The 25,104-nt window shown below is 68.5% G+C and carries 25 protein-coding genes; 16 read left to right on the top strand and 9 right to left on the bottom strand.

Features of this window, described 5'->3' with window-relative positions; translation table 11 throughout:
• Positions 1-85 precede the first annotated feature (85 nt).
• Positions 86-1,696 carry a carboxylesterase family protein gene (locus G3T36_RS16615; protein WP_163290936.1) on the bottom strand — a complete coding sequence of 537 codons (1,611 nt, stop codon included), beginning with the start codon at positions 1,694-1,696 and terminating at the stop codon, positions 86-88.
• 76 nt (positions 1,697-1,772) lie between these two features.
• Positions 1,773-4,391 carry a DEAD/DEAH box helicase gene (locus tag G3T36_RS16610; protein WP_163290935.1) on the bottom strand — a complete coding sequence of 873 codons (2,619 nt, stop codon included), beginning with the start codon at positions 4,389-4,391 and terminating at the stop codon, positions 1,773-1,775.
• 99 nt (positions 4,392-4,490) lie between these two features.
• Here G3T36_RS16610 and G3T36_RS16605 point away from each other — a divergent pair, with 99 nt between their 5' ends.
• Genes G3T36_RS16605 through G3T36_RS16565 form a run of 9 tightly spaced genes read left to right on the top strand, consistent with a single transcriptional unit; the run spans position 4,491 to position 13,343 of the window.
• On the top strand, positions 4,491-6,077 hold the full coding sequence (locus G3T36_RS16605; RefSeq protein ID WP_163290934.1) for a molybdopterin-dependent oxidoreductase: 1,587 nt from the start codon (positions 4,491-4,493) through the stop codon (positions 6,075-6,077).
• Positions 6,078-6,096: 19 nt separating this feature from the next.
• Positions 6,097-7,296: a ThiF family adenylyltransferase gene (locus G3T36_RS16600; RefSeq protein ID WP_163290933.1), complete on the top strand. Its 1,200-nt coding sequence runs from the start codon at positions 6,097-6,099 to the stop codon at positions 7,294-7,296.
• A 42-nt stretch (positions 7,297-7,338) separates the two neighbouring features.
• Positions 7,339-8,556, top strand: a complete 1,218-nt coding sequence (locus tag G3T36_RS16595; protein ID WP_163290932.1) for a molybdopterin molybdotransferase MoeA — start codon at positions 7,339-7,341, stop codon at positions 8,554-8,556.
• Entirely contained in the window at positions 8,544-9,653 is a 1,110-nt protein-coding gene (moaCB, locus tag G3T36_RS16590; protein ID WP_338031618.1) for a bifunctional molybdenum cofactor biosynthesis protein MoaC/MoaB, read from the top strand. The genes G3T36_RS16595 and moaCB overlap by 13 nt, the downstream gene beginning before the upstream one ends.
• Positions 9,646-10,059, top strand: a complete 414-nt coding sequence (locus G3T36_RS16585; protein ID WP_163290931.1) for a molybdenum cofactor biosynthesis protein MoaE — start codon at positions 9,646-9,648, stop codon at positions 10,057-10,059. The genes moaCB and G3T36_RS16585 overlap by 8 nt, the downstream gene beginning before the upstream one ends.
• A 49-nt stretch (positions 10,060-10,108) precedes the next feature.
• Positions 10,109-10,513, top strand: a complete 405-nt coding sequence (locus G3T36_RS16580; protein ID WP_163290930.1) for a TOBE domain-containing protein — start codon at positions 10,109-10,111, stop codon at positions 10,511-10,513.
• A 4-nt stretch (positions 10,514-10,517) separates the two neighbouring features.
• Positions 10,518-11,348: a molybdate ABC transporter substrate-binding protein gene (gene modA / locus G3T36_RS16575; RefSeq protein WP_163290929.1), complete on the top strand. Its 831-nt coding sequence runs from the start codon at positions 10,518-10,520 to the stop codon at positions 11,346-11,348.
• Entirely contained in the window at positions 11,323-12,156 is an 834-nt protein-coding gene (locus tag G3T36_RS16570; protein WP_163290928.1) for an ABC transporter permease, read from the top strand. Before modA ends, G3T36_RS16570 begins: the two co-directional genes overlap by 26 nt.
• Entirely contained in the window at positions 12,153-13,343 is a 1,191-nt protein-coding gene (locus G3T36_RS16565) for an ATP-binding cassette domain-containing protein (RefSeq protein ID WP_163290927.1), read from the top strand. Before G3T36_RS16570 ends, G3T36_RS16565 begins: the two co-directional genes overlap by 4 nt.
• Before the next feature lie 21 nt (positions 13,344-13,364).
• Here the strand turns inward: G3T36_RS16565 and G3T36_RS16560 are convergent, their stop codons facing one another.
• Positions 13,365-13,682, bottom strand: coding sequence for a MoaD/ThiS family protein (locus tag G3T36_RS16560; RefSeq protein WP_338031617.1), 318 nt, complete (start codon positions 13,680-13,682; stop codon positions 13,365-13,367).
• A gap of 75 nt (positions 13,683-13,757) precedes the next feature.
• Between G3T36_RS16560 and G3T36_RS16555 the strand changes: the two genes are divergently transcribed.
• From G3T36_RS16555 to G3T36_RS16545, 3 genes are read left to right on the top strand one after another with little or no spacing between them, the layout of a single operon-like run.
• Positions 13,758-14,351, top strand: coding sequence for a sulfite oxidase-like oxidoreductase (locus G3T36_RS16555; protein ID WP_193571301.1), 594 nt, complete (start codon positions 13,758-13,760; stop codon positions 14,349-14,351).
• 14 nt (positions 14,352-14,365) lie between these two features.
• Positions 14,366-15,091, top strand: coding sequence for an FAD-binding oxidoreductase (locus tag G3T36_RS16550; RefSeq protein ID WP_163290926.1), 726 nt, complete (start codon positions 14,366-14,368; stop codon positions 15,089-15,091).
• Positions 15,088-15,387: a DUF6510 family protein gene (locus G3T36_RS16545; protein ID WP_163290925.1), complete on the top strand. Its 300-nt coding sequence runs from the start codon at positions 15,088-15,090 to the stop codon at positions 15,385-15,387. The genes G3T36_RS16550 and G3T36_RS16545 overlap by 4 nt, the downstream gene beginning before the upstream one ends.
• Positions 15,388-15,467: 80 nt before the next feature.
• Here the strand turns inward: G3T36_RS16545 and G3T36_RS16540 are convergent, their stop codons facing one another.
• Positions 15,468-17,045 carry an HNH endonuclease signature motif containing protein gene (locus G3T36_RS16540; RefSeq protein WP_163290924.1) on the bottom strand — a complete coding sequence of 526 codons (1,578 nt, stop codon included), beginning with the start codon at positions 17,043-17,045 and terminating at the stop codon, positions 15,468-15,470.
• A 169-nt stretch (positions 17,046-17,214) separates the two neighbouring features.
• Here G3T36_RS16540 and G3T36_RS16535 point away from each other — a divergent pair, with 169 nt between their 5' ends.
• Both G3T36_RS16535 and G3T36_RS16530 read left to right on the top strand, forming a co-directional pair.
• The gene (locus G3T36_RS16535; protein ID WP_338031616.1) at positions 17,215-18,744 is read left to right on the top strand and encodes an SDR family NAD(P)-dependent oxidoreductase; all 1,530 of its coding nucleotides are present in this window, start codon (positions 17,215-17,217) and stop codon (positions 18,742-18,744) included.
• A 61-nt stretch (positions 18,745-18,805) separates the two neighbouring features.
• Positions 18,806-20,794, top strand: coding sequence for an APC family permease (locus G3T36_RS16530; RefSeq protein ID WP_163290923.1), 1,989 nt, complete (start codon positions 18,806-18,808; stop codon positions 20,792-20,794).
• 20 nt (positions 20,795-20,814) lie between these two features.
• Here G3T36_RS16530 and G3T36_RS16525 read toward each other — a convergent pair whose 3' ends face one another.
• Together G3T36_RS16525 and G3T36_RS16520 are read right to left on the bottom strand one after the other, a co-directional pair.
• Positions 20,815-21,216, bottom strand: a complete 402-nt coding sequence (locus G3T36_RS16525) for a DUF6855 family protein (RefSeq protein WP_163290922.1) — start codon at positions 21,214-21,216, stop codon at positions 20,815-20,817.
• Positions 21,217-21,263: 47 nt separating this feature from the next.
• Positions 21,264-21,959, bottom strand: a complete 696-nt coding sequence (locus G3T36_RS16520; protein ID WP_163290921.1) for a LysR family transcriptional regulator substrate-binding protein — start codon at positions 21,957-21,959, stop codon at positions 21,264-21,266.
• A 32-nt stretch (positions 21,960-21,991) separates the two neighbouring features.
• On the opposite strand from G3T36_RS16520, the gene G3T36_RS16515 reads away from it, so the two are divergent.
• A complete protein-coding gene (locus tag G3T36_RS16515) occupies positions 21,992-22,378 on the top strand; it encodes a DUF5997 family protein (protein WP_163290920.1) in 387 nt (128 codons plus the stop codon).
• 62 nt (positions 22,379-22,440) lie between these two features.
• On the opposite strand, the gene G3T36_RS16510 is transcribed toward G3T36_RS16515, so the two are convergent.
• On the bottom strand, positions 22,441-22,851 hold the full coding sequence (locus G3T36_RS16510) for a DUF1622 domain-containing protein (RefSeq protein WP_163290919.1): 411 nt from the start codon (positions 22,849-22,851) through the stop codon (positions 22,441-22,443).
• A gap of 59 nt (positions 22,852-22,910) precedes the next feature.
• Here G3T36_RS16510 and G3T36_RS16505 point away from each other — a divergent pair, with 59 nt between their 5' ends.
• A complete protein-coding gene (locus G3T36_RS16505; RefSeq protein WP_163290918.1) occupies positions 22,911-24,272 on the top strand; it encodes an alpha-hydroxy-acid oxidizing protein in 1,362 nt (453 codons plus the stop codon).
• Here G3T36_RS16505 and G3T36_RS16500 read toward each other — a convergent pair.
• Together G3T36_RS16500 and G3T36_RS16495 are read right to left on the bottom strand one after the other, a co-directional pair.
• The gene (locus tag G3T36_RS16500) at positions 24,227-24,643 is read right to left on the bottom strand and encodes a hypothetical protein (RefSeq protein WP_163291115.1); all 417 of its coding nucleotides are present in this window, start codon (positions 24,641-24,643) and stop codon (positions 24,227-24,229) included. The two genes, G3T36_RS16505 and G3T36_RS16500, sit on opposite strands and share 46 nt — an antisense overlap.
• A complete protein-coding gene (locus tag G3T36_RS16495) occupies positions 24,640-25,068 on the bottom strand; it encodes a DUF1761 domain-containing protein (protein WP_163290917.1) in 429 nt (142 codons plus the stop codon). Before G3T36_RS16495 ends, G3T36_RS16500 begins: the two co-directional genes overlap by 4 nt.
• Positions 25,069-25,104: the final 36 nt, after the last annotated feature.

Raw genomic sequence — 25,104 nt, 5'->3', positions numbered from 1 at the left:
CACCGGGAATTCATGGAGACCGACCGGCGCGGTTCACCGATCAACGACGATACTCACACTTCATGCCGTGATGGTCAAACTCGGCTCAGACATGCGGGACGAACTCCTGCCAGGCGACGCGCTTCGTCGCACGGGGATCGGACTCGATCCGGTCGTGACGGTCGATGATCAGCGTGAGCCGGTAGTCGTCGTCGGATTCGGCGTCGTAGCAGGGCCAGGCCGGGTCCCGCGGGCCCGGCCTCATCCGGGCTTCCTCGGGCAGCGGGCCGTCCGGATCGCCGGTCGCGGCGAACGCGAGCCAGCGGCGCTGCATCCGCTCGCCGGCCGCGATGAAGGCGCGCCTGCCACCGAGGAGGGTCATCGCGCGACCGAACAGCGAATTCATCCGGTCGAAGACGGCGAACAGCTCGAGTCCGTGGGTGGCGTCGAAGCCGAGCATCCGGACCAGCCGCGGAGCGATGTCGAACCGGTAGAAATGCACCGGCGCGAACTGCGCGTGCCGTTCGCCCACTTTCACGCTCGGATACCAGAACGAGTAGTCTCCGCCGAAGTCCGCGGCCGGCCTGCGTGCGGGCAGCCCCGGGTACTCCCGTTTGATGGCCTTGCGGGTCTTCTTGCGCGTCCGGGAGAAGATGGCACGGATGCGCGCCGGCGACGTCGCGAGGATGTCCAGCCTCCCGATGAACAGCGACCCTTCGCGGTCGTTCGTTCCGATGATGAGGGGCACCGGATGCGCATCCCCGCTCTTGAACGCATCGAGCGGCCGCATCGGCAGGTAGTCACCGTCGATCACCGGGCAGAGACAGATCGTGCCGGGGTTCTCGTCGGGTGTACGGAGCTGGAGTGCGGTCGTCGCCCGCACCAGCGCGTCGGTGTCCGCGGTCTCCAGGAGGGTCACCGCATCCTCCGGCGTCGTCGACTCGACGCTCGCATCGTCGATCTCGGCGCTCAGCAGCTCGACGAACTCGCCCGCCCATTTCGCCGTCAGGTCGGGGAGGTAGAGCGCGTTCGGTGGTGCGCTCTGGGCGATGGCACGGTGGAACAGCCCGCGCGCCGCCGGTGCGGTCATCAGCGTGGTCACCGCGTTCGCACCCGCCGACTCGCCGAACACCGTCACCTTGCCCGGGTCGCCGCCGAAGGCGCGGATGTTGTCGCGCACCCATTCGAGTGCGGCCACCTGGTCACGCAGGCCGAGGTTGCTCTCGAACGGTCGCTCGGGTGTCGAGTAGCGGGTGAAGTCGAGGTAGCCGAGCGCGCCGAGCCGGTAGTTCGTCGCGACGTAGACGACGCCGCCACGGCGGGCGAGCGTTTCGCCCTGGTGCGGCACGGAGCGGACCGATCCGACACTGTAGGCGCCGCCGTGGATGAACACCATCACCGGCGCCGGCTCCGCGTACCCTCCAGCGCGGCGCATCACCTCCAGAGTCAGGCAGTCCTCGCCCATCGGCGTGCCCGGTTTCGCGCCGAGGAACTGGCCGCGGTGCGCCTGCGGCGAGACCTTGCCGAAGTCGGAGACGTCGCGGATGCCCTCCCAAGGCACGACCGGGTGGGGTGCGCGGAAACGCAGGCGCCCCGTGGGCGGAGCCGCATAGGGGATGCTGCGCCAGGCATCCAGCCCCCGCTCGCGGACGCCGCGAACGATTCCGCCGCTCACCGGCACGTCGAGCGCTGAGGTGGTGCGCGTGTCGACGGTCACTGTTCGACACTAGACCGGACGCGGCGGGGGCTGCGTCCCCCATTGGCATTGAATCCGCTGAATTCTCGCCTGAGGGTCAGAGCCGGTCGACGGTGCGAACGCGGATGACGGCGACCCCGGCTTCGGCCGACGCGCGCAGGTCGACGTCGGCCGAGATGCCCCAGTCGTGGTCGTCCTCCGGGTCTGCAAGGATCTGGCGGACGCGCCACAAGCCATCGGTCGCGGCGGGAGACTCGTCGACGATGATCATCGCCGTGCTCCGGGCGTCCGCGCCGGTGCCGATCGCGTCGTGCTCGGCGAAATACGCTTCGAGCGCATCCGCCCAGTCGAGTGCAGTGAAGCTCGGGACCGGAGGGACCGCCTCCTCCGCGCCGAGCGCTGCAGCCTCCACCTCCAGCGCGCCGAGCTCCTCGAACTTGTCGAGTGCCGCCAGCTGCACCCGGCGGAACAGCTCGTTGCGCACCAGGACGAGGAACGCCCGCCGGTTGGTGGTGACGTTCTTCGGTGCGGGCGGTGCGATCGCGGCGGCCTCGGCCGCGTGTCTGGCCGCATCCGGGTGCACGAGTTCCTCCCACTCGTCGAGCAGGCTCGAGTCCACCTGCCTGACGAGTTCGCCGAGCCATTCGATGATGTCGCGGAGATCGTCGTTGCGCAGCTCGGATGGGACCGTCTGGCCGAGAGCGCGGTACGCGTCGGACAGGTAGCGCAGCACGACGCCTTCCGACCGGGCGAGCTTGTAGAACGCGATGAACTCGCCGAAAGTCATCGCCCGCTCGTACAGGTCGCGCACGACCGACTTGGGACTCAGCTCGAAATCGTTCACCCACGGCTGGCTGCGCGCATACGTCTCGAAGGCAGCGGTGAGAAGCTCGTCGAGCGGCTTCGGATGCGTGACCTCCTCGAGCAGCTCCATACGCTGGTCGTATTCGACGCCGTCCGCCTTCATCGCGGCGACGGCCTCCCCGCGTGCGGCGAACTGCTGCGCAGACAGCACCGGCCGCGGATCGTCGAGCGTCGCCTCGACCACGGAGATCACATCGAGCGCGTAGCTCGGATTCGGCGAGTCCTCTGCGCCCGGATCCAGCAGCTCGAACGCGGCGAGCGCGAACGGGGACAAGGGCTGGTTGAGTGCGAAATTCGGCTGCAGGTCGACGGTGAGGCGGATGGACTTTCGTCCGTCAGGCTCGTCGATCGCTTCGACGACGCCGGCCGTGAGCAGCGTGCGGTAGATGCCGAGCGCACGGCGGGCGAGCGCGAGCTGCCGCCGCCACGGCTCGTGGTTGTCGAACACGAGCGCGCGGACGTGCGCGAAGACGTCGCCACCGCGAGCGACGACGTTGATGATCATCGCGCTCGTGATCTGCATGCTCGAGGTGAGGGTCTCCGGCTGGGCATCGACCAGTTTGCGGAACGACGGCTCGCCCCAGGAGACGAAGCCCTCGGGCGCCTTCTTGCGGACGATCTTGCGCCGCTTCTTCGGGTCGTCGCCGGCCTTCTCGATCGCCTTCAGGTTCTCCGTCTCGTGCTCGGGCGCCTGCACGACGACCGTGCCGGCCGTGTCGTACCCCGCCCGGCCCGCCCGGCCGGCGATCTGGTGGAACTCGCGGGCGTTCAGCTGCCGCATCCGCACGCCGTCGAACTTGGTGAGAGCCGTCAGCAGCACAGTGCGGATGGGGACGTTGATGCCGACCCCGAGCGTGTCGGTCCCGCAGATCACACGGAGCAGACCACGCTGGGCGAGCTGCTCGACAAGGCGACGGTACTTCGGGAGCATGCCGGCGTGGTGCACGCCGATCCCAGCCCTGACCAGTCTCGAGAGCGTCTTGCCGAAGCTTGTCGTGAATCGGAATTCCCCGATCAGGTCGGCGATCGCATCCCGTTGCTCCCGGCTCGCGATGCGCGCGCTCGACAACGCCTGCGCGCGCTCCAGTGCGGCGAGCTGGGAGAAGTGCACGATGTACACGGGCGCCTGGCCGGTGCTCAGCAGGTCCTCGACGGTCTCGTGAACCGGCGTCGTCTCGTAGTAGTAGTGCAGCGGAACCGGCCGCTCGACCCCGGTGACCGTCGCCGTCTCGCGTCCGGTCCGCCTGGTGAGATCCTCGGCGAGCGCCGTCACATCGCCGAGCGTCGCCGACATGAGCACGAACTGGACGTTCGGGAGCGTGAGCAGCGGCACCTGCCACGCCCACCCGCGATCGGGGTCCGCGTAGAAGTGGAACTCGTCCATGACGACCTGGCCGACAGGCGTCTCCGCTCCGTGACGCAGCGCCAGGTTCGCCAGGATCTCGGCCGTGCAGCAGATGATCGGGGCATCCGGATTCACGGCGGAGTCGCCGGTCATCATTCCGACGTTCGCAGCGCCGAAGATCTCGACGAGCGAGAAGAACTTCTCCGACACCAGAGCCTTGATCGGTGCCGTGTAGAACGTACGGATGCCGCGGGCCAAGGCCGTGAAATGAGCCGCGACCGCGACGAGCGACTTGCCGGTCCCGGTGGGGGTGCTGAGGATCAGGTTGGCGCCCGAGACGATCTCGATGACCGACTCGTCCTGCGCCGGATAGAGGCTGATGCCGCCGGCCTCGACCCAGTCCACGAACGCCTGGTACAGCGCATCCTCGTCGACGGCCTCGCCCTCGATCGCGGCCGGGATGTCGGAGACGGACAGGATGCGGGACAGAGTGGAAGCGTCGGCCATGGTGCTTCAAGACTGGCACGCCACGCGGTCGGCGCGCGCCGTTTTGCAGAGACGCAGAATCCACGTCATAAGCACAGCATTCGCTCGTAGGCTCAGTGCATGGTCGTGCGAGACTCCCCGGCGCCGAGTTCCGCGCCCGCCGCCCAGCCGGCGCCCCAGCGCGTCCCCTGGTGGCTCGCGGCCGCCGTCGGCGTCGCCGCGGTCCTCGCGGGTATCGGCGCCGCCGAGCTGGTCAGCTCGTTCATCGCGCAGAACGGCAGCCCGATCCTCGTGGTCGGTGCGGCCGTCATCGACCTGGTTCCCGCCTGGCTCAAGAACGCCGTGATCTCCGTGTTCGGCACGAACGACAAGGCCGTCCTGATCATCAGTCTCTCCCTCGTCCTCCTCGTCGGCGCCGGCGCCGCCGGTGTGGTCGAAGAGCGGCGGCCTCCCTGGGGGCGCATCCTGATCGTCGCCGGTGGCGCACTCGGCGTGCTCGCCGCCCTCACCCGCGCATCCGCTTCGCTCATCGATGCTGTGCCCTCGGTCGTCGCGATGGTCGTCGCGGCCATCCTGCTCACTGTTCTCATCCGGATGCTGCGCAGCACGCTGCCCACCCGCGTGGCGCCGAACGGCGCCGTCTCGCGCCGCAGGTTCGTCACCGCGACCGGCGCGACGGCCGTGGCAGGGATCATCGGCATCGTGCTCGGCCAGGCGATCTCCGCCGGGTATCGCGCCGCCGCTGCGGCGAGGGCCGCGTTCCACCTCCCGGCGCCCGCCGTCCCGGCCCCGGCAATTCCCGCCGGAGCCTCCTTCCCGGTGAAAGGGCTCTCGCCGATCATCACGCCGAACGCCGACTTCTACCGCATCGACACCGCACTTCAGATCCCGGGGATCGACCCGTCGACCTGGAAGCTGAAGATCACCGGCATGGTCGACAACGAGGTCGAGCTCACCTTCGCCCAGCTGCTCGCCCTGCCGCTCGAAGAGAGTGCGACCACGCTCACCTGCGTCTCGAACGAGGTCGGCGGAAACCTGATCAGCAACGCGGTCTGGCTCGGCTACCCCATCCGCCACCTGCTCGCCCAGGCGAAGCCGCAGGCCGATGCCGACATGGTGCTCTCGCGCAGCCAGGACGGCTGGACGGCGAGCACCCCGCTCGAAGCCCTGACCGATGGGCGGAACGCGATCCTGGCGGTCGGGATGAACGGCCAACCGCTTCCCCTGGAACACGGCTACCCCGTCCGGATGGTGGTCCCGGGCCTTTACGGCTACGTCTCGGCGACCAAATGGGTGGTCGAGCTCGAGGTCACGCGCTTCGACAAAGTCACCTCGTACTGGACCGACCGCGGCTGGTCCGAACGCGGGCCGGTGAAGCTCTCGTCGCGGATCGACGTGCCATCCGGAGGGGCCACAGCGCCGGCCGGAGATGTCGTCGTCGCGGGCGTCGCGTGGTCGCAGCATGTCGGCGTCAGCCGCGTGCAGGTCCAGGTCGACGGGGGCGCCTGGAACGATGCCACACTCGCGGACGCGATTTCGGCCGACACCTGGCGGCAATGGAAATGGGTCTGGCCGGCCAGCTCTGGGCGTCACACGCTGCGCGTCCGGGCGACGGATGCGAACGGCACGATCCAGACGTCGAAAGTGCAGGACGTCGTGCCCGACGGTGCGACGGGGCTGCACGAGATCTCCGTTACCGTCGGCTGACGAACGTAGGCTGAACGACATGACCGAGAACCCGCCGCCCCTCGTGGAACCCGGGCCCGCACTCACTCCGGCGCGGCTCGAACGGTACTCTCGCACCCTGGCCCTACCCGGGTTCGGTGAGGAGGCGCAGCGGCGCATCCGCGCAGCGCGGGTGCTCGTGGTCGGCGCAGGCGGCCTGGGCAGCGCTGTCATCCCCGCCCTCGCGGCAGCCGGTTTCGGCACCATCGGAGTCGTCGACGCGGATGCGGTGGAGACCAGCAACCTGCCTCGGCAGACCCTTCACACCCCCGCGGACGTCGGCCGTTCGAAAGTCGCGTCCGCCCGCGACACGATCACCGGGCTCGACAGTGAGACCAGGGTCGTCCCGGTCGGTTCGATGCTCGACTCCGGCAACGCGCTCGCCCTGTTCGCCGAGTTCGACCTCGTGCTCGACGGGAGCGACAACTTTCCGACGCGGTACCTGGTCGACGACGCCGCGACGCTGACCGGCATCCCTGCGGTGTGGGGAGCCGTGCACCAGTTCGGCGGCCAGGTCGGCGTGAGCTGGGCACAGTACGGTCCGACCTATCGCGACCTGTTCCCCGTCCCGCCCGAGCCCGGTTCGGTTGCCAGCTGCGCCGACGCCGGAGCCCTCCCCTCCGTGTGCACGGTCATCGGCGGTCTCATGGTCACCCAGGCGATCACCCTGGTGACCGGCCGTGGTGATCCGCTGCTCGGTCGCGCGATCGTCCACGATGCGCTGCGAAGCACATTCCGCGAGGTGCGTTACACGCGGGACCCGTTCGCCGAGCCGATCACGAGACTGATCGACTACGACCTGTTCTGCGGTGCCGGTGCAGCGACGGCTCCAGACGAATCCAGCACGCTCGCCCGGCGCACCGGGGGCTCGGTGACGAATCGCGAGCTGCAGGAACTCCTCGCCCAGGGCCAGAAGATCACCCTCATCGACGTGCGGGAACCGTGGGAGGCCCAGCTCGCCTCCATCCCGGGCTCCGCGCTCGTTCCGCTCGGTGAACTGGAGGCCGACCTCGACGAAGACGCCGAGGGTGTCGCTACCGCACTCCGTGATGCCAGCGTCGTGATCTACTGCCACTACGGCCCGCGCGCCGAGATGGCCCGGCGCCTGCTCATCGAAGCGGGCGTGGCGGACACCGTCGTGCTCACCGGCGGCATCGACGCCTGGGCGCGCGAGATCGACCCGGGGATGGCCCGCTATTGACAGGCACGGCGCCCGAACGCCGGTCTGCGGGATACTGAACGCATGACGCCCGCCGTGACCGTCGAGGAGCACGCCCGACGGATCGAACAGCTGCTCGCTCCCGTGATCGAGTCGCTCGGCGCAGAGCCCGTTCCGCTGGCCTCGGCCCTCGGGTGCCTCACCGTCGCGAACATCCGAAGCGACGTCGACCTTCCCTTGTTCCGCAACTCGCAGATGGACGGATTCGCCGTGCGGGCGATCGATGTGGCCTCGGCTCCGATCGCGCTCGAAGTCACCGGCGACATCCCTGCCGGGCACGCAGCTCCCGTCGCTCTGATCGCCGGCACAGCGCTCAGGATCATGACCGGCGCGCCGATGCCCACCGGTGCCGACACTGTCATCCCCGTCGAGGACACCGAACTCGTGCTCGGACGCGACGACGCCCTCGAGGGAGCCATCGTGACCGTTGCGCGTGCACGCTCCGCCGGTGAGTTCGTTCGGGAACGCGGCAGCGATCTCCGGCGCGGCGACCTGCTGCTACCGGCAGGAACCCGGCTCGCACCCCGTCACCTCGCAGCCCTCGCCGCGGCGGGCGTCAGTCACGTGGACGTGCGCCGACGCCTCAGGGTCGGCGTCATCACCACCGGGGCCGAACTCGTCGCCGACGACGAAGAACTCGCGCTGGGGCGGATCTTCGATGCCAATCGCATCGCCCTCGCGGCCGGAATCGCCGAAACGGGCGCCATCGTGTCCATCGCGACGAGCAGCGACGACGATCCCGTGACGTTCCGACGGGTCCTCGACGAGGTCATCGGGGCGTCCGATCTGGTCATCACATCAGGCGGCGTGTCCAAAGGGGCCTTCGAGGTCGTGCGGGAGGTTCTCGAACCGCTCGGAGCATCCGTCGGCTCCGTCGCCATGCAGCCCGGCGGCCCACAGGGAACCGCCGTGGTCGACAGCGTGCCGGTGGTGTGCTTTCCGGGCAATCCCGTGAGCACGCAGGTCTCCTTCGCGGTCTTCCTCGCGCCGATCCTCCGACGTGTCGCCGGGCTGCCGGCTCGGTCGGCGGAGACCCGGACACTCGCGTCCCCGGTTCAGTCCGTCGCCGGCAAGCGGCAGTTCCTGCGCGGTGTCGCGTCCGACGACGGGACCGTGGCCCTGGTCTCCGGTCCCAGTTCCCATCTCGTGGCCGCCATGGCGCGCGCCGACGTGCTGATCGACATTCCGGTCGAGACGACCCGCCTCGAAGCGGGAGAGAGCGTGGCAGTGTGGATGCTGTGAACCCGGATGCTGTGAACCAGGATGCTGGCGGCGCTGATGCCGGTGGCGCTGACCGCCTGTCGCATGTCGACTCCGAAGGGCGCGCCCGCATGATCGACGTCAGCGGAAAACCCGAGACCCACCGTGTCGCGATCGCCCGCGGCCGGGTGCAGACCACAGCCGAGGTGATCGGGCTCGTCCGCGCCGACGGCCTGCCCAAGGCCGATGTCCTCGCCACCGCGCGCATCGCGGGGATCGCCGGGGCGAAACGCACCTCCGACCTGATCCCGCTCTGCCATCCCCTGCCGCTGACCGGCGTCACGGTGATTTTCGAACTCGGCGAGACGACGATCGACATCGAAGCCATCGCCAAGACCACCGGCCGGACCGGGGTGGAGATGGAAGCGCTCACCGCCGTTGCCGTCGCGGGTCTCACCCTGCACGACATGATCAAGGCGGTCGATCCCGGTTCGACGATCACCGACATCCGGCTCGACTTCAAGAGCGGGGGCAAACGGGGCCGCTGGGAACGCGGACGCACGGAACCTGTACGCACAGCCGACGAGGAAGCCCGGCCCGCAGCGCAGGACGAAGCACAGGCACGGCCCGCCTCGCTTACGGCTCGGGTCATCGTCGCGTCCACGCGCGGTGCAGCCGGCGAACGCGAGGACACGACAGGTCCCGTCATCGTCGCCTGGCTCGCCGAGCGCGGGTACCAGACCGGGCCGGCCATGGTCGTGGCCGATGCGGACGTGGCCGGGGCCCTCGCGGATGCGGTCGGTGAGCATCCGTCCGTCGTCGTCACCACAGGCGGCACCGGCGTCTCCCCCACCGACGTGACCCCCGAGGCGACCCGCGCCGTACTCGACCGAGAACTCCCCGGCGTCGCCGAGGCGCTGCGTGCCCGCGGCCTCGCCAGCACGCCGGCGGCCGCTCTGAGTCGTGGGCTCGCCGGAACGTCCGGTCGGACCGTCGTCGTCAATCTGCCGGGCTCCCGCGGCGGCGTCGCAGACGGCCTGGAGGTGCTCGACGGCATCCTCGCCCATCTCGTCGACCAGGTATCCGGGTCGGCGAGGCATGACGAAAGCGTGGAGACCCGGGAGCACGACCGTGGCTGAGGCGTTCGCGCGAATTGCGGCCGAGCCCATCCAGCCGGGCGAGCTCGACGGCTTCGTGCTCTCTCCGGCGAACGGCGCGCTCGTCGGATTCCGGGGCATCGTCCGCGACCACGACGGCAGTCGCGCCGTCACCCTGCTCGAGTACCAGGCGCATCCCGAAGCCGAGCGGTTCCTGCTCGACTGCTGCCAGTCCGTCGCTGAGCGAACCGGTCTCGCCGTCGCTGCCGTCCACCGCGTCGGCTCGCTCGCCGTAGGCGACCTGGCTCTCCTCGCCGTCGTCGCGGCCCCGCATCGCGCAGCCGCGTTCGCCGCGTGCGCCGAACTCGTCGAGCGGATCAAAACGGACGTCCCGATCTGGAAACGGCAGCATTTCGCCGACGGCATGTCGGAGTGGGTCGGTCTTTAGGACCCATCCCCTCTCCCGCATCCGCAGATTCGGCTCTACCATGTGATTCATGCCGCAGATTCGGGTCAGAGACGCCGCGTTGTACCTGGGAGTGAGTGACGACACCGTTCGGCGGTGGATCGACGCGGGAACTCTCGAAAGCAGCCGCGACGATGCCGGTCGCACCGTCGTCGACGGACTCGCCCTCGCGCAACTGGCACGGGACAACGCCGTGCTGCCACCCGATCCCTCGGAGGTCGGGCGATCCGCGCGCAACCGTTTCGTCGGCCTGGTCACGAACATCCTCATGGACACCGTCATGGCCCAGGTCGAGCTGCAGTGCGGCCCGCACCGCGTCGTCTCGCTCATGAGCAGCGAAGCCGTGCGCGAACTCGGTCTCGAACCCGGCTCGGTCGCCGTCGCCGTCGTCAAAGCGACGACCGTGATCGTCGAAACGCCGCCCGGGAAGGACTGATCGGATGCGCACAGCAGCCACCTCCGCGCGCACCGGGCACCGCGGATTGCGCCACGTGGTGTGTGCTGCCGCTCTCGCAGCGGCCGTCGCCGTCGGTGTGGCCGCATGCTCCAGCTCCAGCGGTTCGACGCCGACTCCCGCCGCAGCGACCTCGAGTCTCAGCGGCCCCATCACCGTCTTCGCGGCCGCCTCCCTGACCAAGACGTTCATCCAGCTCGGTGCCGACTTCGAGAAAGCCAACCCCACCACCAAGGTGACCTTCTCGTTCGCCGGTTCGAGCGACCTGGTCTCCCAGATCACGGAGGGCGCCCCCGCCTCGGTGTTCGCATCCGCTGACCAGGCCAACATGAAGAAGGTCACCGACGCCGGGCTGGCGAGCGGAGTACCCGTCGATTTCGCCACCAACGTTCTCGCGATCGCCGTACCCCCGGGCAACCCGGCAAAGATCACCGGGTGGAACGAGCTCGCGAAACCCGGCGTGAAGGTGGTCACCTGTGCGCCGCAGGTGCCGTGCGGCGCCGCGACCGTCAAGGTGGAGAAGTCGACAGGCGTCACCCTCCATCCTGTGAGCGAAGAGTCCGCGGTCACCGATGTGCTCGGCAAAGTGAGCTCGGGTGAGGCGGATGCGGGCATCGTCTACGTCACCGATGTCACGGGCGCAGGCTCCAGCGTCGAGTCCGTTCCGTTCCCCGAGGCTGCCGGTGTGGTCAACGTCTACCCCATCACCGTGTTGAAGGGTGCACCGAACAGCAAGGTGGCTGACGCTTTCGTCGAGTTCGTCACCGGCCCTGAGGGACAGAAGGTGTTGAGTGACGCAGGTTTCGGCAAACCGTAAGGCGAGCGAGCGGTTCGGGGTTCCCGTCTGGGTCGTCGTCGTCGCCATCGCCGGCGCCCTGTTCATCCTGCTCCCGCTCGTCGCGCTGGTCACGCGGGTCGACTGGACGAACTTCATCCCGCTGATCACGTCGCAATCGTCGATCGACGCTTTGCTCCTCAGTCTGCGAACCTCGCTCGTCGCGACCGTGCTCTGCACCGTCCTCGGTGTTCCCATGGCTCTCGTTCTCGCCAGGACCCGCTTCCGCGGGCAGAGAGTCGTACGTGCGCTTGTGCTGCTCCCCCTCGTGCTCCCGCCCGTCGTCGGCGGCCTCGCTCTCCTGTATCTCTTCGGGCGGCGTGGCCTGCTCGGATCCACGTTCGACCTGTTCGGGATCACCATCGCCTTCAGCACCACCGCCGTGATCCTCGCGCAGACGTTCGTCGCGCTGCCGTTCCTCGTGCTGAGCCTCGAGGGAGCGCTCCGCACCGCCGGCACCCGCTTCGAAGCCGTCGCAGCCACGCTCGGTGCACGACCGAGCACGGTTCTCTGGCGGGTGACCCTCCCGCTCGTCCTTCCCGCTCTCGTGTCGGGCGCCGTCCTGTCGTTCGCGCGCGCACTCGGCGAGTTCGGCGCCACACTCACGTTCGCGGGCAGCCTTCAGGGCGTGACCCGCACACTGCCCCTCGAAATCTACCTGCGTCGCGAGACCGACCCTGACGCCGCCGTCGCGCTCTCCCTGGTGCTCGTGGTCGTGGCCATCGTGGTCGTCGCGGTCGCCCACGGCGCGGCGGAGCCGGCTCGCACCAGACTCAGGGATGCGCGGTGAGCGTCCGTTTCGACGCTCGGTTGCGCGCACGCGACTTCGACATCGCTCTCGAGGTCGCCGACGGTGAGACCCTGGCCGTGCTCGGGCCGAACGGCGCAGGCAAGTCGACGCTCCTCGGGATGCTCGCAGGCCTCATCCGACCGGACGACGGTCACGCCGACATCGGCGGACGCATCCTCTTCGACCTCGCCGAGGATCGCTCCACCTCGCTAGCGCCCCACCGTCGCGGGGTAGCGCTCCTTGCGCAGGAGCCTCTGCTGTTCCCCCACCTCACCGTCCGCGCGAACGTCGCCTTCGGTCCGCGGAGCCTCGGCGCATCCCGGGCGGATGCAGCCGATCGCGCCGACCACTGGCTCGCCGAGACAGAGACCTTCGAGCTCGCCGACCGCAAGCCGGAAGAGCTTTCGGGAGGCCAGGCACAGCGTGTCGCGATCGCACGCGCGCTGGCCGCCGAGCCGCAACTCCTCCTGCTCGACGAACCCCTCGCCGCCCTGGATGTCGCCGTCGCTCCCACCATCCGTCGGATGCTCCGGCGCGTCATCGCGCACCGCACGACGATCGTCGTCACCCATGACCCGCTGGACGCCTACCTGCTCTCCGACCGGGTCGTCATCGTCGGCGGTGGGCGCATCGTCGAGCAGGGACCGACACGCGATGTTCTCGAGCGACCGCGTGCGCAGTTCACCGCACAGCTCGCCGGTGTGAGCCTGCTCACCGGCCTGCGGGTTCCCGGCGGTCTGCTCACCGACGATGGCGTCACCATCGCCGCGGTCGAATCGCACCGGGTGCCGGCTGCGACCGGAGCCGCGACCGCGACCGCGGCCGGCCCTGTGACCCGCGCCGCGCAGTCGACCGGACCCTTCGACCCGGTGCGCGCATCCGAGTCGGACGACGGGCATCACACTGCCCACCCGGTCGTGGGCCTGCGCGTCACGGCTGCGCTGAGACCCTCCGCCGTCCATGTGGATCGCCGCTCCGTCGCCTGGTCGCCGCCGGATTCGGACGGCGTGAACGTCGTCGCCGCCACCGTTCGCGATCTCGAACCGCACGGCGACCTCGTCAGGGTGCGCACCGAATGGCTTGTCGCCGACATCACTCCGGGCCGAGTCGCCGATCTCGACCTTGCCCCCGGTTCGCCGGTCGTGCTCTCGTTCGCCGCCACCGATGTCGATCTCTATCCCGCCTGACCGGCGGCAGGTCAGCTGGTCTCAGCCGCCGGCGAACGGAGGGAGGACATCCACTGTCTTCACGATCGTCTGGGAAGGGTCCCGGCTGACCACCGCATCGACCAGGAACGAACCCGAGCGCATCACGCGCTCCATCGGTTCCCCGTACCGGTGCGCGAGTTCGGTGCGCAAAGCGGAGACCGTCGGCTGCTCGAGTGCGATCGTCTCCTCCTCGCGGCCGGCCGCATCCGCTGCTGCTGCGAAATAGCGGACCGTCACCGTCGTCTGCGACGGAGCCTGACCGGGTTTCTGCCCAGACTGTTGCCCGGACTGCTGCGCGTGCTGCTGCGTGTATGCCACCCGTTCACCATAGACCGCCGACCGCTCGTGCGAATAAGCTGCGAATGATCAGCCACCTCGAAGCGAGGAGCGAACATGGGAATCATTTCGAACGGCTTCCTCGGTCGTCGCCGAACGGACGACCCGCGCCTGCCACCGGGTCAGTACATCACCGAAGGGTTCCCTGTGCTGTCCGCAGGGCCCACCCCCAAGGTGGACAAATCCGTGTGGGAATTCACCATCACGAACGAGACCGGCAAGGTCTACCGGTGGACCTGGGACGAGTTCATGGCGCTCCCGCAGGACGACGTCAGCACGGACATCCACTGTGTCACCAGCTGGTCCAAACTCGGAACCAGTTGGCGTGGCGTGAAACTCGACACCCTGTTCGAGAACGTCGACAGTGACTGCGAATTCACGATGGCGCACTCGTACGGCGGGTACACCACGAACGTTCCGCTGAAGGACCTGCTGGACGGCAAGGCCTGGGTCGCCCACCAGTTCGACGGCAAGGATCTCGCGCCCGAACACGGCGGACCTGCTCGTCTGCTGGTGCCTCACCTGTACTTCTGGAAGAGCGCCAAATGGGTGCGCGGACTCGAAATGCTTCGTCGCGACGAGCCCGGTTTCTGGGAGCAGAATGGCTACAACATGTATGGCGACCCGTGGCGGGAAGAACGCTATTGGTAGGGAGCAGCTGGAAGGTGGCCGATGTCGTCGCCGTCCATGACGAAACCCCGAACGCCAGGACTCTGCGCCTGCGTGTGCCGAAACTCATGGGCCACCTCGCCGGCCAGCATGTGGATGTGCGGCTGACCGCGCCAGACGGCTACCAGGCCGTTCGGTCGTATTCGGTCGCGAGTGCCCTCCCGTCGGACGAGCTGGAGATCACCGTCGAGGAGTTGCCGGACGGGGAAGTCTCGCCGTACCTCGTCCGCGGTGTCTCCGTGGGCGACCAGCTCGAGATCCGCGGACCGGTCGGCGGATGGTTCGTGTGGCATCCCGACGACTCCTCGCCCACGCAGCTGATCGCCGGTGGCTCGGGTGTCGTCCCGCTCATGTCGATGATCCGGGCTCACGCGGCCTCCGAAAGCCTTGCGCCTTTCCGGCTGCTCTATTCCGTGCGCAACCCGGATTCCGTGTTCTACCGCGACGAGCTCGCGCGGCTCGCGATGCCGGGTGCTTCCGCTCCGCTGGACATCACCTACGTGTACACGCGTGTCGCACCTGCCGGCTGGCCGACACCGCCTGGACGGCTGGATGCGGACCTTCTGGCGCGCAGCGTCCTCCCCGCTCCTGAGAACCCCGCCTTCTTCATCTGCGGCGCGACCGGTTTCGTCGAGACCGTTTCCGACTGGCTCGTGCAGTCCGGGCATGATCCCGACCGCATCAAGACCGAACGCTACGGCGGGATCGGAGGAGCATCGTGAGTGACGTCGTCGAAGACTTCGCGCGGCAGGATTTTCCACGCAAGGACTACCTGGATGGGAATGCGGCCGCCGGAATCCTCTCGGACCTTTTCCGTGCCGACATCACGAGCGCGCGCGGCCGGTGTGCGAGCTGCGGCAACGAGGCGGTGGTCGCGGCTGCCCGACTGTATCCGGATGACCACGGCATGCTGCTGCGGTGCTCGGTATGCGAGAACATCCTGGTCCGAATCGTCGAAACGGATCACTCGACATGCCTGGATCTGCGAGGGATGACCTTCCTGGAGATCTTCGCCTGACCGGTGCCACTGGGTTACCATGCGGGCGCCTGGTCATGGTGGTGTGCTGGTCGTGGTGGTGCCCGTCATGGTGGTGCGGGTCATGGTGGTGCCTTGTCGGGCAGCCGGATGCGTCCGCCTTTGCGGGGTGTGCGGGTCGGGTCGAGGTGCGCCGGTGGGGTGAACCAGGGAATGTGTTCGCGGACCTGGATGTCCCAGCCGTCGTCGTGCACCCGATGATGGTGGTGCGAGCAGAGCAGGATCCCGTTCTTCAGATCGGTCGGTCCGGTGTCTCTGTCCCACCAGCGGATGTGGTGCGCCTGCGTGTAGGAGGGTGGGTGTGGGCAGCCGGTCCAGGCGCACCCGCCGTCCCGTTCGGCGAGGGCGTGTTTCTGCGCCGGGGAGAACAGTCGCTGCTTCCGGCCCAGGTCAAGCACTTCACTGTCACGCCCCAAGACCATCGGGATCAGGTTCGCGTCGGCGGCGAGCCGCCGTGCCGTCGCGCCGGAGACCGGGCTGGGTACTTCGTCGATCTCCGCGGCACCTTTCCCGGAGCGCAGCTGGTCCAGGCCCACTCGGACGATCATGGTCACCGGCGGACTGGTCGCCCCGGAGGTGCAGCCGGCCCGGTGCCGGAACACCTCGACCGCCCCATCCGAGCGCAGCTGGGCCATACTCCGGGTCTCCTCCATCGCTGGCGTGTCCGTTGGGCCGGGTTCGGGGTCTTCGAACCGCACACCCGTCGATCCAGCCGACGCATTGCGGGCGTCGGCCGTGGCGCGGGAGTCGCCTACGTCGTGACCGTCACCGGTGTCGCCGGAGTCGCCTACGTCGTGACCGTCACCGGTGTTGCGGCCGTTGCGTTTGTCGTGGAAGTCGCGGGAGACATAGGCGGTGATCTGCGGCACCACATGCCCAGCGGATTCGGCGTCGAGGCGCCAGTCGATACGGGTCATCCCATCCCGGGTGGTCGTGATCGTCAACGACCGACGCCTGCGCTGGATCTGCTCCCTCGGTTCGGTGCCGTCCTCATCCAGCCGGTCGCGGAGCTGGATCGCCGCACGGCGCACCTGCTCGACGGTCAGGGCCGGCGCATGCTCGACCAACAACCGCTCACCTATATGGCGTTGCTCCAGGCTGCAGCCGTCGCCGGTCTTGCCCAGTTCCCGGATGATCACCGCCGCCTGATCGGTCGACACGCTCGGGGCTGCCGGCACGTCGGTCTCGGACTCAGCGTCGAAGTCAGGGTCGTCAGGGACGCCGAGCAGAGCGACGGCGAGCTCGGGGAACACGGGCGGCAGTTCTTCGCCATGCAGGCTGTACTGAGGTGCGGTTGCGCGGGCCACCGCGCACAACTGGCGGGCACTCGGCAGGCTGGTCCGCCACACCTCCGCTAGAAACGACCCGATATCACCGTGCCCGCCGGCCCGCACCGGATCCGTCGCCGGGTCGAGGCCGCCGGCCCGGTCCAGGGCAGCGATCCGCCGCAACGCCACCCGCTCCACCGCCGCCCGCACCGCGCCGATCGCCGCCAGCGAGCGGGCGAGCAGCTGCGCCTCACTCAGACCGGAAGCACCCGCATCCGCTACCGCCACCGCATCCGGATCCGCTTCGAGCGCACGCAACGCGGCGAGCGCGGCGGCGACCGCGTCGAGATCGTCGGCGGGTGGGAAGGTCATGGTTCAACCCAACCAGCAACCACCGACAATCGGAGCCGCGAATAAACAACCTCTGATCAGCAATTTCCCTGTGGATAGATTCCGGAAACGCCCAATTGTGGAGGGCTCGACAAAACCCCCGGTCACGACCACAAGCTGCCGCTCAGCAGCGCGCGAGTAGAATCCTCCGGTGCTGCACGAGACTCCCGCTGAACCCGCCGACCCGGCCGACCGCGCCGGCCTCCCCATCGACCCCGCCGATCTTGCGACGACCCTCCGTGTCCTCGCCGCGATGCAGGACCTCGACGAGGACAGCACCGACTTCATCACGGTGCGCCGCGCGACGGCGCACATGTTCAAGGCTGTCAAGAAGGCGCGTCGACGGGAACTCCGTGACGCCGTGCAGGATGCCGACCGCGCAGTCGTTGCGGCGACGGCGACGGGCGCCCCGGATCGCATCGATGACGAGACACGCGGAATCCAGCTCGCGATCACCACGAGCGCACCGACTGCGGGCACTCTGATCAAGTCGCGCGCCTGCTACATCTGCAAGAAGCACTACAGCGTGGTCGATTCCTTCTACCACCAGCTCTGCCCGGAGTGCGCGACGTTCAGCCACCTGAAGCGCAACGCCCGCACCGACCTCACCGGGAAGCGCGCCCTGCTCACCGGTGGTCGCGCGAAGATCGGTATGCACATCGCACTCCGGCTGCTGCGCGACGGCGCCCACACGACGATCACCACACGGTTCCCCCGCGATGCGGTGCGCCGGTTCTCGTCCCTACCCGACTCACCCGAGTGGCTGCATCGCCTGCGCGTCGTGGGCATCGACCTGCGCGACCCTGCCCAGGTCGTCGCCCTCGCCGACTCGGTTGCGGCGCAGGGTCCGTTGGACATCCTGATCAACAACGCGGCCCAGACGGTCCGCCGGTCGCCGGGTTCGTATTCGCTGCTGGCAGATGCGGAGACACAGCCGCTTCCCGACGGACCGCTTCCTGAGATGGAAACGTTCGGTCACACGAACGATCCGCACCCGCAGGCGCTCGAGGCCTCGGTCGCCAGCCACCCCATCCTGTCGGTCGCGTCCCTCGCCGGCACGGTCGCGGCGTCGGCTGCGCCAGTGCTGACCGCGGATGACCTGGCCACCCTGGCGATGGCCCCCGGCTCGTCGTCGCTGGCGCGTCACGCCGACGGAAGCGCGATCGACGCGGGCGGCCTGGTCCCCGACATCAACCATGTGAACAGCTGGACCCAGAACATCGAGGATGTGGACCCGCTCGAGCTGCTCGAGGTGCAGCTCTGCAACACGACGGCACCGTTCCTGCTGATCAGCAGGCTCCGCGCTTCGATGGCGGCGACGACGACCCATCGGTCCTACGTCGTGAACGTGTCGGCGATGGAGGGCGTGTTCGGGCGCCGCTACAAGGGGCCCGGGCATCCGCACACCAACATGGCGAAGGCGGCCCTCAACATGCTCACCCGCACGAGCGCCCGCGAGATGTTCGAGTCCGACGGCATCCTGATGACGAGTGTCGACACGGGGTGGATCACCGATGAGCGCCCGCACTTCACGAAGGTCCGCCTGGCTGAGGAGGGCTTCCACGCGCCTCTCGACCTGGTCGACGGGGCAGCGCGGGTGTACGACCCGATCGTCCGCGGCGAGGCCGGCGAGGATGTCCACGGCGTGTTCCTGAAGGACTACCGCGTCTCCGCATGGTGACGCCCGCAGGCGGGTAATCTGAAGTCTGCGCGCCCGGCGCACGATGCGAAGAAGGATGCTGATGTCCACCACCCCCGCGGAATCCACTCCGGTTCCCGGGCAGGCGCACATACCGCCTCCCCGCCGGCAGCTGAGCCCGTTCCGTCACTGGTTGTTGAAGGGAATCGTCGACGAGCGCGGCCAGCACCAGGGCCCGCACGGTCAGGCTCCGGAGCGGACGCATCCGTGGTGGCAGGTCATGTGCCTGACCGGTGTGGACTACTTCTCGACCCTCGGCTACCAGCCGGCCATCGCTGCGCTGGCCGCCGGCCTGGTCTCGCCGTTCGCAACGCTGGTACTGGTCGCCCTCACGCTGCTCGGCGCGCTCCCGGTGTACCGCCGGGTGGCTCGGGAGAGTTTCAAGGGCTCGGGGTCGATCGCGATGCTCGAACGCCTGCTCCCCTGGTGGGCGGGAAAGCTGTTCGTTCTCGTGCTGCTGGGGTTCGCGGCGACGGACTTCATGATCACGATCACGCTGTCGGCGGCGGATGCGACGGCGCACGCGATCGAGAATCCGTTCGCTCCTGCGTGGTTCCAGGGCAACCAGGTCGGCATCACGCTCTTCCTCCTGGCGTTGCTCGGCGCGGTCTTCCTCAAAGGGTTCCGTGAGGCGATCGGGATCGCGGTGATCCTCGTCGCGGTGTACCTGGCCCTCAACGTCGTGGTGATCGCAGTGTCGCTGGGCGAGGTGTTCACCCACGCGTCAACGATCACCGACTGGTGGGCGGCGCTCACCACCGCGCATGGCGATCCTCTGATCATCGTCGGAATCGCCCTGCTCGTGTTCCCCCGCCTCGCACTGGGCCTGTCGGGCTTCGAGACGGGCGTCGCCGTCATGCCGCAGATCAAGGGCGATCCGGACGACGACCCGAACTATCCGAAGGGACGGATCCGCGGGGCCGGCCGCCTTCTGAGCACGGCCGCGATCATCATGAGCGTGTTCCTGATCACCTCGAGCCTGGTCACCACGCTGCTGATCCCGCAGAAGGACTTCCAGCCGGGGGGACCCGCGAACGGCCGCGCACTCGCCTATCTGGCGCACGAGTACCTCGGCAACGGTTTCGGCACGGTCTACGACATCAGTACGATCCTGATCCTGTGGTTCGCGGGAGCCTCCGCGATGGCGGGCCTGCTGAACCTGGTGCCCCGGTACCTTCCCCGCTACGGCATGGCTCCGCAGTGGTCGCGCGCGGTCCGGCCCCTGGTGCTCGTCTTCACCGCCATCGCGTTCATCATCACGCTGGTCTTCCGCGCGAACGTGGATGCGCAGGGTGGCGCGTACGCGACCGGCGTCCTGGTGCTCATCACGTCCGCATCCGTCGCGGTGACCCTGTCTGCACGACGCAAGCGGCAGCGCAACCGCACGATCGCGTTCTCGGTCATCTCCCTGGTGTTCATCTACACCACGATCGACAACATGATCGAGCGGCCGGACGGCCTGCGCATCGCGAGCCTGTTCATCCTGGGGATCCTCGTCATCTCGCTCATCTCCCGTGTCGGCCGGTCGTTCCAGCTCCGGGCGACGAGTGTGACCCTCGACATCTCGGCCCTCGATTTCGTCCTCGAGGACGCGGAGGAGGGCGAGATCCGGATCATCTCGCACGAACCCGACGTCGACACCGACAAGGAGTATGCCCAGAAGAACAAGGACGAGCGACGGTTCAGTCACATCCCGCAGCGTTCACGCACCATCTTCCTCGAGGTGTACCCGTCCGACTCGTCCGATTTCGAGGAGGACCTCGTCGTGGAGGGCGTGGTCAAGCACGGCTACCGGGTCCTGAAGGTGAGCAGCGGCAACGTCCCCAACACCATCGCGGCGGTACTGCTCGAGATCCGCGACGTGACCGGCGTGGTACCGACGATCTACTTCGAGTGGACGGAAGGCAATCCGATCTCGAACATGTTCCGGTTCCTCATCACCGGCGTCGGCGAGGTCGCACCGGTCACCCGCGAAGTGCTGCGAGAGGCGGAGAAGGACGTCAAACGACGGCCGGCCGTCCACGTCAGCTAGGGCCGTCCACGTCAGCCAGGTCAGATCGCCTTCACCGAGTTGTTGCGCGCGTCGTGGGTGAGTTCGACGTAGCCGAGTTCCTCGAGCAGGGGCGGCAGGTACATGCCGAACCGACCGCGGTACCCCTTGCGCAGCCCATACCATCCGCCGACCGGATTGCCTTCGTCGCGACCCCACGCCTCGACCGTTCCCTTGGCTGCCGGCTTCTGCTCGTCGGCCGCCCCCAGCGGCACCCAGTCCCCTTGCTCGGCCAGCCAGGCTCGCAGGTCGTCGATCGCACGCAGCTGGTAGAGCAGTTTGGTCGATCCGACCTGGCAGACGAGTGCGGGCGGATCGGCGCTCTCGTCGCGGTACATGGTGTACTCGCTCGTTCCGGGTGCGGTCTTCAGCACCCACGGATCGTCTTTGGTTCCCTGCGCCATCGCATGCTCCCTTGGCTCCGTTGCGGGTCGAAGCGACCAGCTCAACGCTAGCGCCGGCCTTTGCGGGGCGCACCCTTCCCACCGCGGGAGCTTTTCGAGCCGGAACGGACGCCTGTTCGCGGCTTGTCGCCTGTCCGCCCCTTTGCGGCGTCCTTCTGCCGGGCATCCGCCGCTTCCGCAGCAGCGACTTCGGGGTTGCGCGAGCTGTGTGCGGTCCGGCCACGAACGATGCCGATGAACTCGTCCACCCACGCGTTCTCCGACTCCCGGGGCCAGGCGAGCGCCACCTCGGCGGGATCCGCATCCTCCAGCGGAAGTGCGACGACGTCGCGTCGGCGCAGGGCTTTGGCGACGGACTGCGGCACGACCCCGATGCCGTCTCCGGCGGCGACCCGACGCATGAACGTCTCGTCCCATTCCTCTCCGGCGCCGGGATCGATGATGGTCTCGCCGTCGAGGTCGGCCATGTGCAGCTTCTTCTCCAGCGTCAGGACGTGCTCGTGGTTCATGGCCGCGACGACGTTCTCGGCGTACAGCGGGATCACATGGAGGCCTTCGGTATCGAGCGGCAGCCGCACGAATGCCAGGTCCACTTCGCCGAGATCGAGGCGTACGCGCAACTCGTCCGGACGTTCCCTCACGACCGAGAGGTCCACATCCGGGTGCCGTTCCTCGAAGACGCGGGTCCATTTGCCCACCGTCACCCCGAGCGGGAATGCGATGGTGAAGGTTCCCGGTGCCATGTGTCGAGGGTAGCGCGGGATACCCTGAGTGCATGAGTGCCGACAAGAAGCCGCAGACCATGAAGCCGGCGACGGCAGCGAAGAAGCTCGGGATCTACCTCCCGGCCGCGCCAGACGGCTTCGGCGACCACGACATCACCCGGACGGAGCTCAACGAGCTTCTCGCGGAACCGCCTGCGTGGCTGGCCGAGCTGCGGCGTGAGGGCCCGCACCCGCGCGACGTCGTGGCGAACAAGCTCGGGGTGTCCGTGTCCGGCCTCGCCCGGGGAGGGATCACCGAGGCCCTGACGACCGCGCAGATCAAGGACCTGCTCGCCGCGCCGCCCGAGTGGCTTGTGAAGGAGCGGGCGACGCAGGCCGAGGTGCGCGCTGAGAACGCCCGCGTCAAGGCCCGCAACGCGGAGCGAGCAACGCGCTGAAGCCGAGAGTGCCGCACTGCGGCACCGCGACGCCAGCGCCGAGGCAGCTGCGCGACCGAGGTCTAGACCCCTGAAGAACCCTCCACCGAGCCGTCCGCGCGACGGGCGGCGTGCGCGATCACCTCGGGGCCGGTCACGAACGCCCTGCGCCAGGGGGCGACCCCGTCGATCTCGACCTGCAGCGAGAAGCTCAGCACCGTCCGGATGAGCACGATGACGGCGAGCACGACGGCGTCGGTCAGCGAGGGTGGCGACGTCACGGTCTTGACCAGGTCTGCCGCGACCAGGATCTCCAGCCCGAGCAGAATCACCCCTCCGATGGACTGCCGAAGCGTGCGGAACGCAACGCCACCGTCGCGTGAGCGGACCCATACGCGGATGGCGATTCCGGCCACGACGACGAATCCGAGCACCATCGTGGCGACACCGACGAACTCGAAGACGTTCGTCACCGTCTCGAAGAAGTCCTGCATGGGCTCATGGTCCCACAGACTGACGCCGGCGACGGGGAAGCCGGGTGCAGAATGAGCGCATGAGCACCGGACGCGAAGCCCAGTCGGCCATCTATCGTGACGGGGTCTCCGGCCGCCGGCCGCGCATCCCTGTCTCCTGGGCGGAACTGGAGCGCACCGCGCAGCGCCGGCTGTCGCGGGCCGCTTTCGCCTACATCGCCGGTTCGGCGGGGCTCGAACGCACGGATGCGGCGAACCTGGCGGCGTTCCGATCGCGCCGCATCGTGCCGCGCGTGCTGCGCGACGTGGCGCGCCGCGACCAGTCGGTACAGCTGTTCGGCGAGCGCAGACCGACCCCGTTCTTCCTGTCACCGATCGGCGTGCTCGATCTCGCGCATCCTGCCGCCGACGCCGGCGCAGCGCGCGCGGCCGCGCGGGCAGGCGTTCCGGCGGTCCTCTCCAACCAGGCATCGACGCCGATGGAGGTCGTGGCGCGGGCGATGGATGCGGGGCGTACACCCCACGACACCGCGGCCCGATGGTTCCAGCTGTACTGGAGTGCCTCGGATGAGCTCGTCGCGAGCTTCGTCACGCGGGCCGAGCGCTCCGGATGCGAAGCCATCGTCGTCACGCTCGATACGCACGTGCTCGGCTGGCGCCCGCGTGATCTCGACCTCGGCTACCTGCCGTTCAGCCGCGGACGCGGGATCGCTCAGTACACGAGCGACCCGGTCTTCCAGCGGCTCGTCCAGGAACGCGTGGACGCCGCAAGCCGGATGCCCGCAGCTCAGCCGGATCCGGATGCCGCTCCGGCGCCGCGCATGCGAGTCACTCCGACGACCATCGCGTCGTTCGCCAGCATCCTGCGGCACCACCCGGGCCGGGTGCTCGACAACCTCCGTTCACCGCTTCCCCGTGCATCCGTGGAGACGTTCCTCGACGTCTTCGCGAACCCCGCGCTGACCTGGGAGCGGATCGCATTCCTCCGCGAGCATACGACCTTGCCGATCATCCTCAAGGGCGTGCTGCACCCCGACGACGCGACACGCGCGGTGGAGTACGGTGTCGACGGCATCGTGGTCTCCAATCACGGCGGCCGGCAGATCGACTCCGAGGTCGCGAGCCTGGATGCGCTGCCGGGTGTGGTCGCGGCGGTCGCTGGACGCATCCCGGTGCTCTTCGACAGCGGGATCAGAAGCGGTGCGGATGCGGTCATCGCCCTCGCACTCGGAGCGACCGCCGTCGGCATCGGGCGGCCGTACGCCTACGCTCTCGCGATCGCGGGTGAGGAAGGGGTGCTCGAACTGCTGCGGAACTTCTCCGCGGAACTCGACATCACGATGGGGCTGGCGGGCGCGACCTCGATCGCCGACCTCACCCCGGACATCCTCGAGCTTCAGCCGACGGCGGAGCGGATGCGGACGAGCAGGGCCCGGCCGTAGGCGGTCGCGGCGTCGGCGTCCTGGTACGCGGCGATCCCGCCGATCGCATCCGGATCGTCGACCTCCACCCGGAACCCGCCGCCCGTACGCTGGAGCGACCGGAAAGCCTCGCCGAGCAGTTCCCGCAGCTGGTCTTCCCTCGGCAGCCACAACGCGTCCTCGAGCGCAAGCGAGTCGAGGGCCCACTCGGTCGTCCCGTTGAAGCCGAGGATGGTTCCCGTGTCGAATTCGTGCGGTTCGATGGTCATCTCGCTGACGGTGAAGAGCTCACCCTGCATGTCGGGTCGGTCGATCGCGAACGCGTCGCCCGAGATCGGCCTCCAGCGCAGGCCCGCCTCCCTCAGGTCGCGCGCGACGACGAGGTCGATCATGCGCCGGCAGGCGGCCACACGCCGATGATGATCGCCATGATGACGATCGTGACGAACTCGTGCGCGAGGTTCAGCACGGTGAGCCCGCTCGGCCTCCGGTCGAAGGCATCGTGGGTGATCATGCGGGCGGCCGTGAACCCGGCCCACAGGATGATGCCGGTCAGGACGGCGTTCCAGAAGAAGCTGCCGTTGTAGAACCGCCAGGAGATGTCGGCGGCTCCGGCGAGCACCCACGCGGTGATGAAGCTGACGACGACCGTGATGATCAGAGGGAACGCCGCGCCGGTGCGCATGGACTCTTCGTCGTGGCCGACCGCCTTCATCCAGTAGGTTCCGAACACCCGGCGCGAATACCAGATCGACCCGACGATCATGCTCGAGGCGGTGGCGAGCAGGACGGCCCAGTAGTTGATGGCAGGAACCATGCGGCAGAACTCCTTCGGTGCAGTCGGCCTTGGGTT

The sequence above is a fragment of the Leifsonia tongyongensis genome (genome assembly GCF_010686705.1).
In the GTDB taxonomy this organism is placed as follows: domain Bacteria; phylum Actinomycetota; class Actinomycetes; order Actinomycetales; family Microbacteriaceae; genus Diaminobutyricibacter; species Diaminobutyricibacter tongyongensis.
This window is presented reverse-complemented; position numbering and strand designations above follow the sequence as displayed.

Excerpts from the sequence above, each read along its gene's own strand:
- G3T36_RS16610 (WP_163290935.1), bottom strand. The coding sequence starts at position 4,391 with ATGGCCGACGCTTCCACTCTGTCCCGCATCCTGTCCGTCTCCGACATC.
- G3T36_RS16510 (WP_163290919.1), bottom strand. The coding sequence starts at position 22,851 with ATGCAGGACTTCTTCGAGACGGTGACGAACGTCTTCGAGTTCGTCGGT.
- G3T36_RS16605 (WP_163290934.1), top strand. The coding sequence starts at position 4,491 with ATGGTCGTGCGAGACTCCCCGGCGCCGAGTTCCGCGCCCGCCGCCCAG.
- G3T36_RS16500 (WP_163291115.1), bottom strand. The coding sequence starts at position 24,643 with ATGATCGACCTCGTCGTCGCGCGCGACCTGAGGGAGGCGGGCCTGCGC.
- G3T36_RS16580 (WP_163290930.1), top strand. The coding sequence starts at position 10,109 with ATGCCGCAGATTCGGGTCAGAGACGCCGCGTTGTACCTGGGAGTGAGT.
- G3T36_RS16525 (WP_163290922.1), bottom strand. The coding sequence starts at position 21,216 with ATGGCGCAGGGAACCAAAGACGATCCGTGGGTGCTGAAGACCGCACCC.
- G3T36_RS16555 (WP_193571301.1), top strand. The coding sequence starts at position 13,758 with ATGGGAATCATTTCGAACGGCTTCCTCGGTCGTCGCCGAACGGACGAC.
- modA (WP_163290929.1), top strand. The coding sequence starts at position 10,518 with ATGCGCACAGCAGCCACCTCCGCGCGCACCGGGCACCGCGGATTGCGC.
- G3T36_RS16540 (WP_163290924.1), bottom strand. The coding sequence starts at position 17,045 with ATGACCTTCCCACCCGCCGACGATCTCGACGCGGTCGCCGCCGCGCTC.
- G3T36_RS16595 (WP_163290932.1), top strand. The coding sequence starts at position 7,339 with ATGACGCCCGCCGTGACCGTCGAGGAGCACGCCCGACGGATCGAACAG.
- G3T36_RS16520 (WP_163290921.1), bottom strand. The coding sequence starts at position 21,959 with ATGGCACCGGGAACCTTCACCATCGCATTCCCGCTCGGGGTGACGGTG.
- G3T36_RS16495 (WP_163290917.1), bottom strand. The coding sequence starts at position 25,068 with ATGGTTCCTGCCATCAACTACTGGGCCGTCCTGCTCGCCACCGCCTCG.
- G3T36_RS16505 (WP_163290918.1), top strand. The coding sequence starts at position 22,911 with ATGAGCACCGGACGCGAAGCCCAGTCGGCCATCTATCGTGACGGGGTC.
- G3T36_RS16600 (WP_163290933.1), top strand. The coding sequence starts at position 6,097 with ATGACCGAGAACCCGCCGCCCCTCGTGGAACCCGGGCCCGCACTCACT.
- G3T36_RS16530 (WP_163290923.1), top strand. The coding sequence starts at position 18,806 with ATGTCCACCACCCCCGCGGAATCCACTCCGGTTCCCGGGCAGGCGCAC.
- G3T36_RS16515 (WP_163290920.1), top strand. The coding sequence starts at position 21,992 with ATGAGTGCCGACAAGAAGCCGCAGACCATGAAGCCGGCGACGGCAGCG.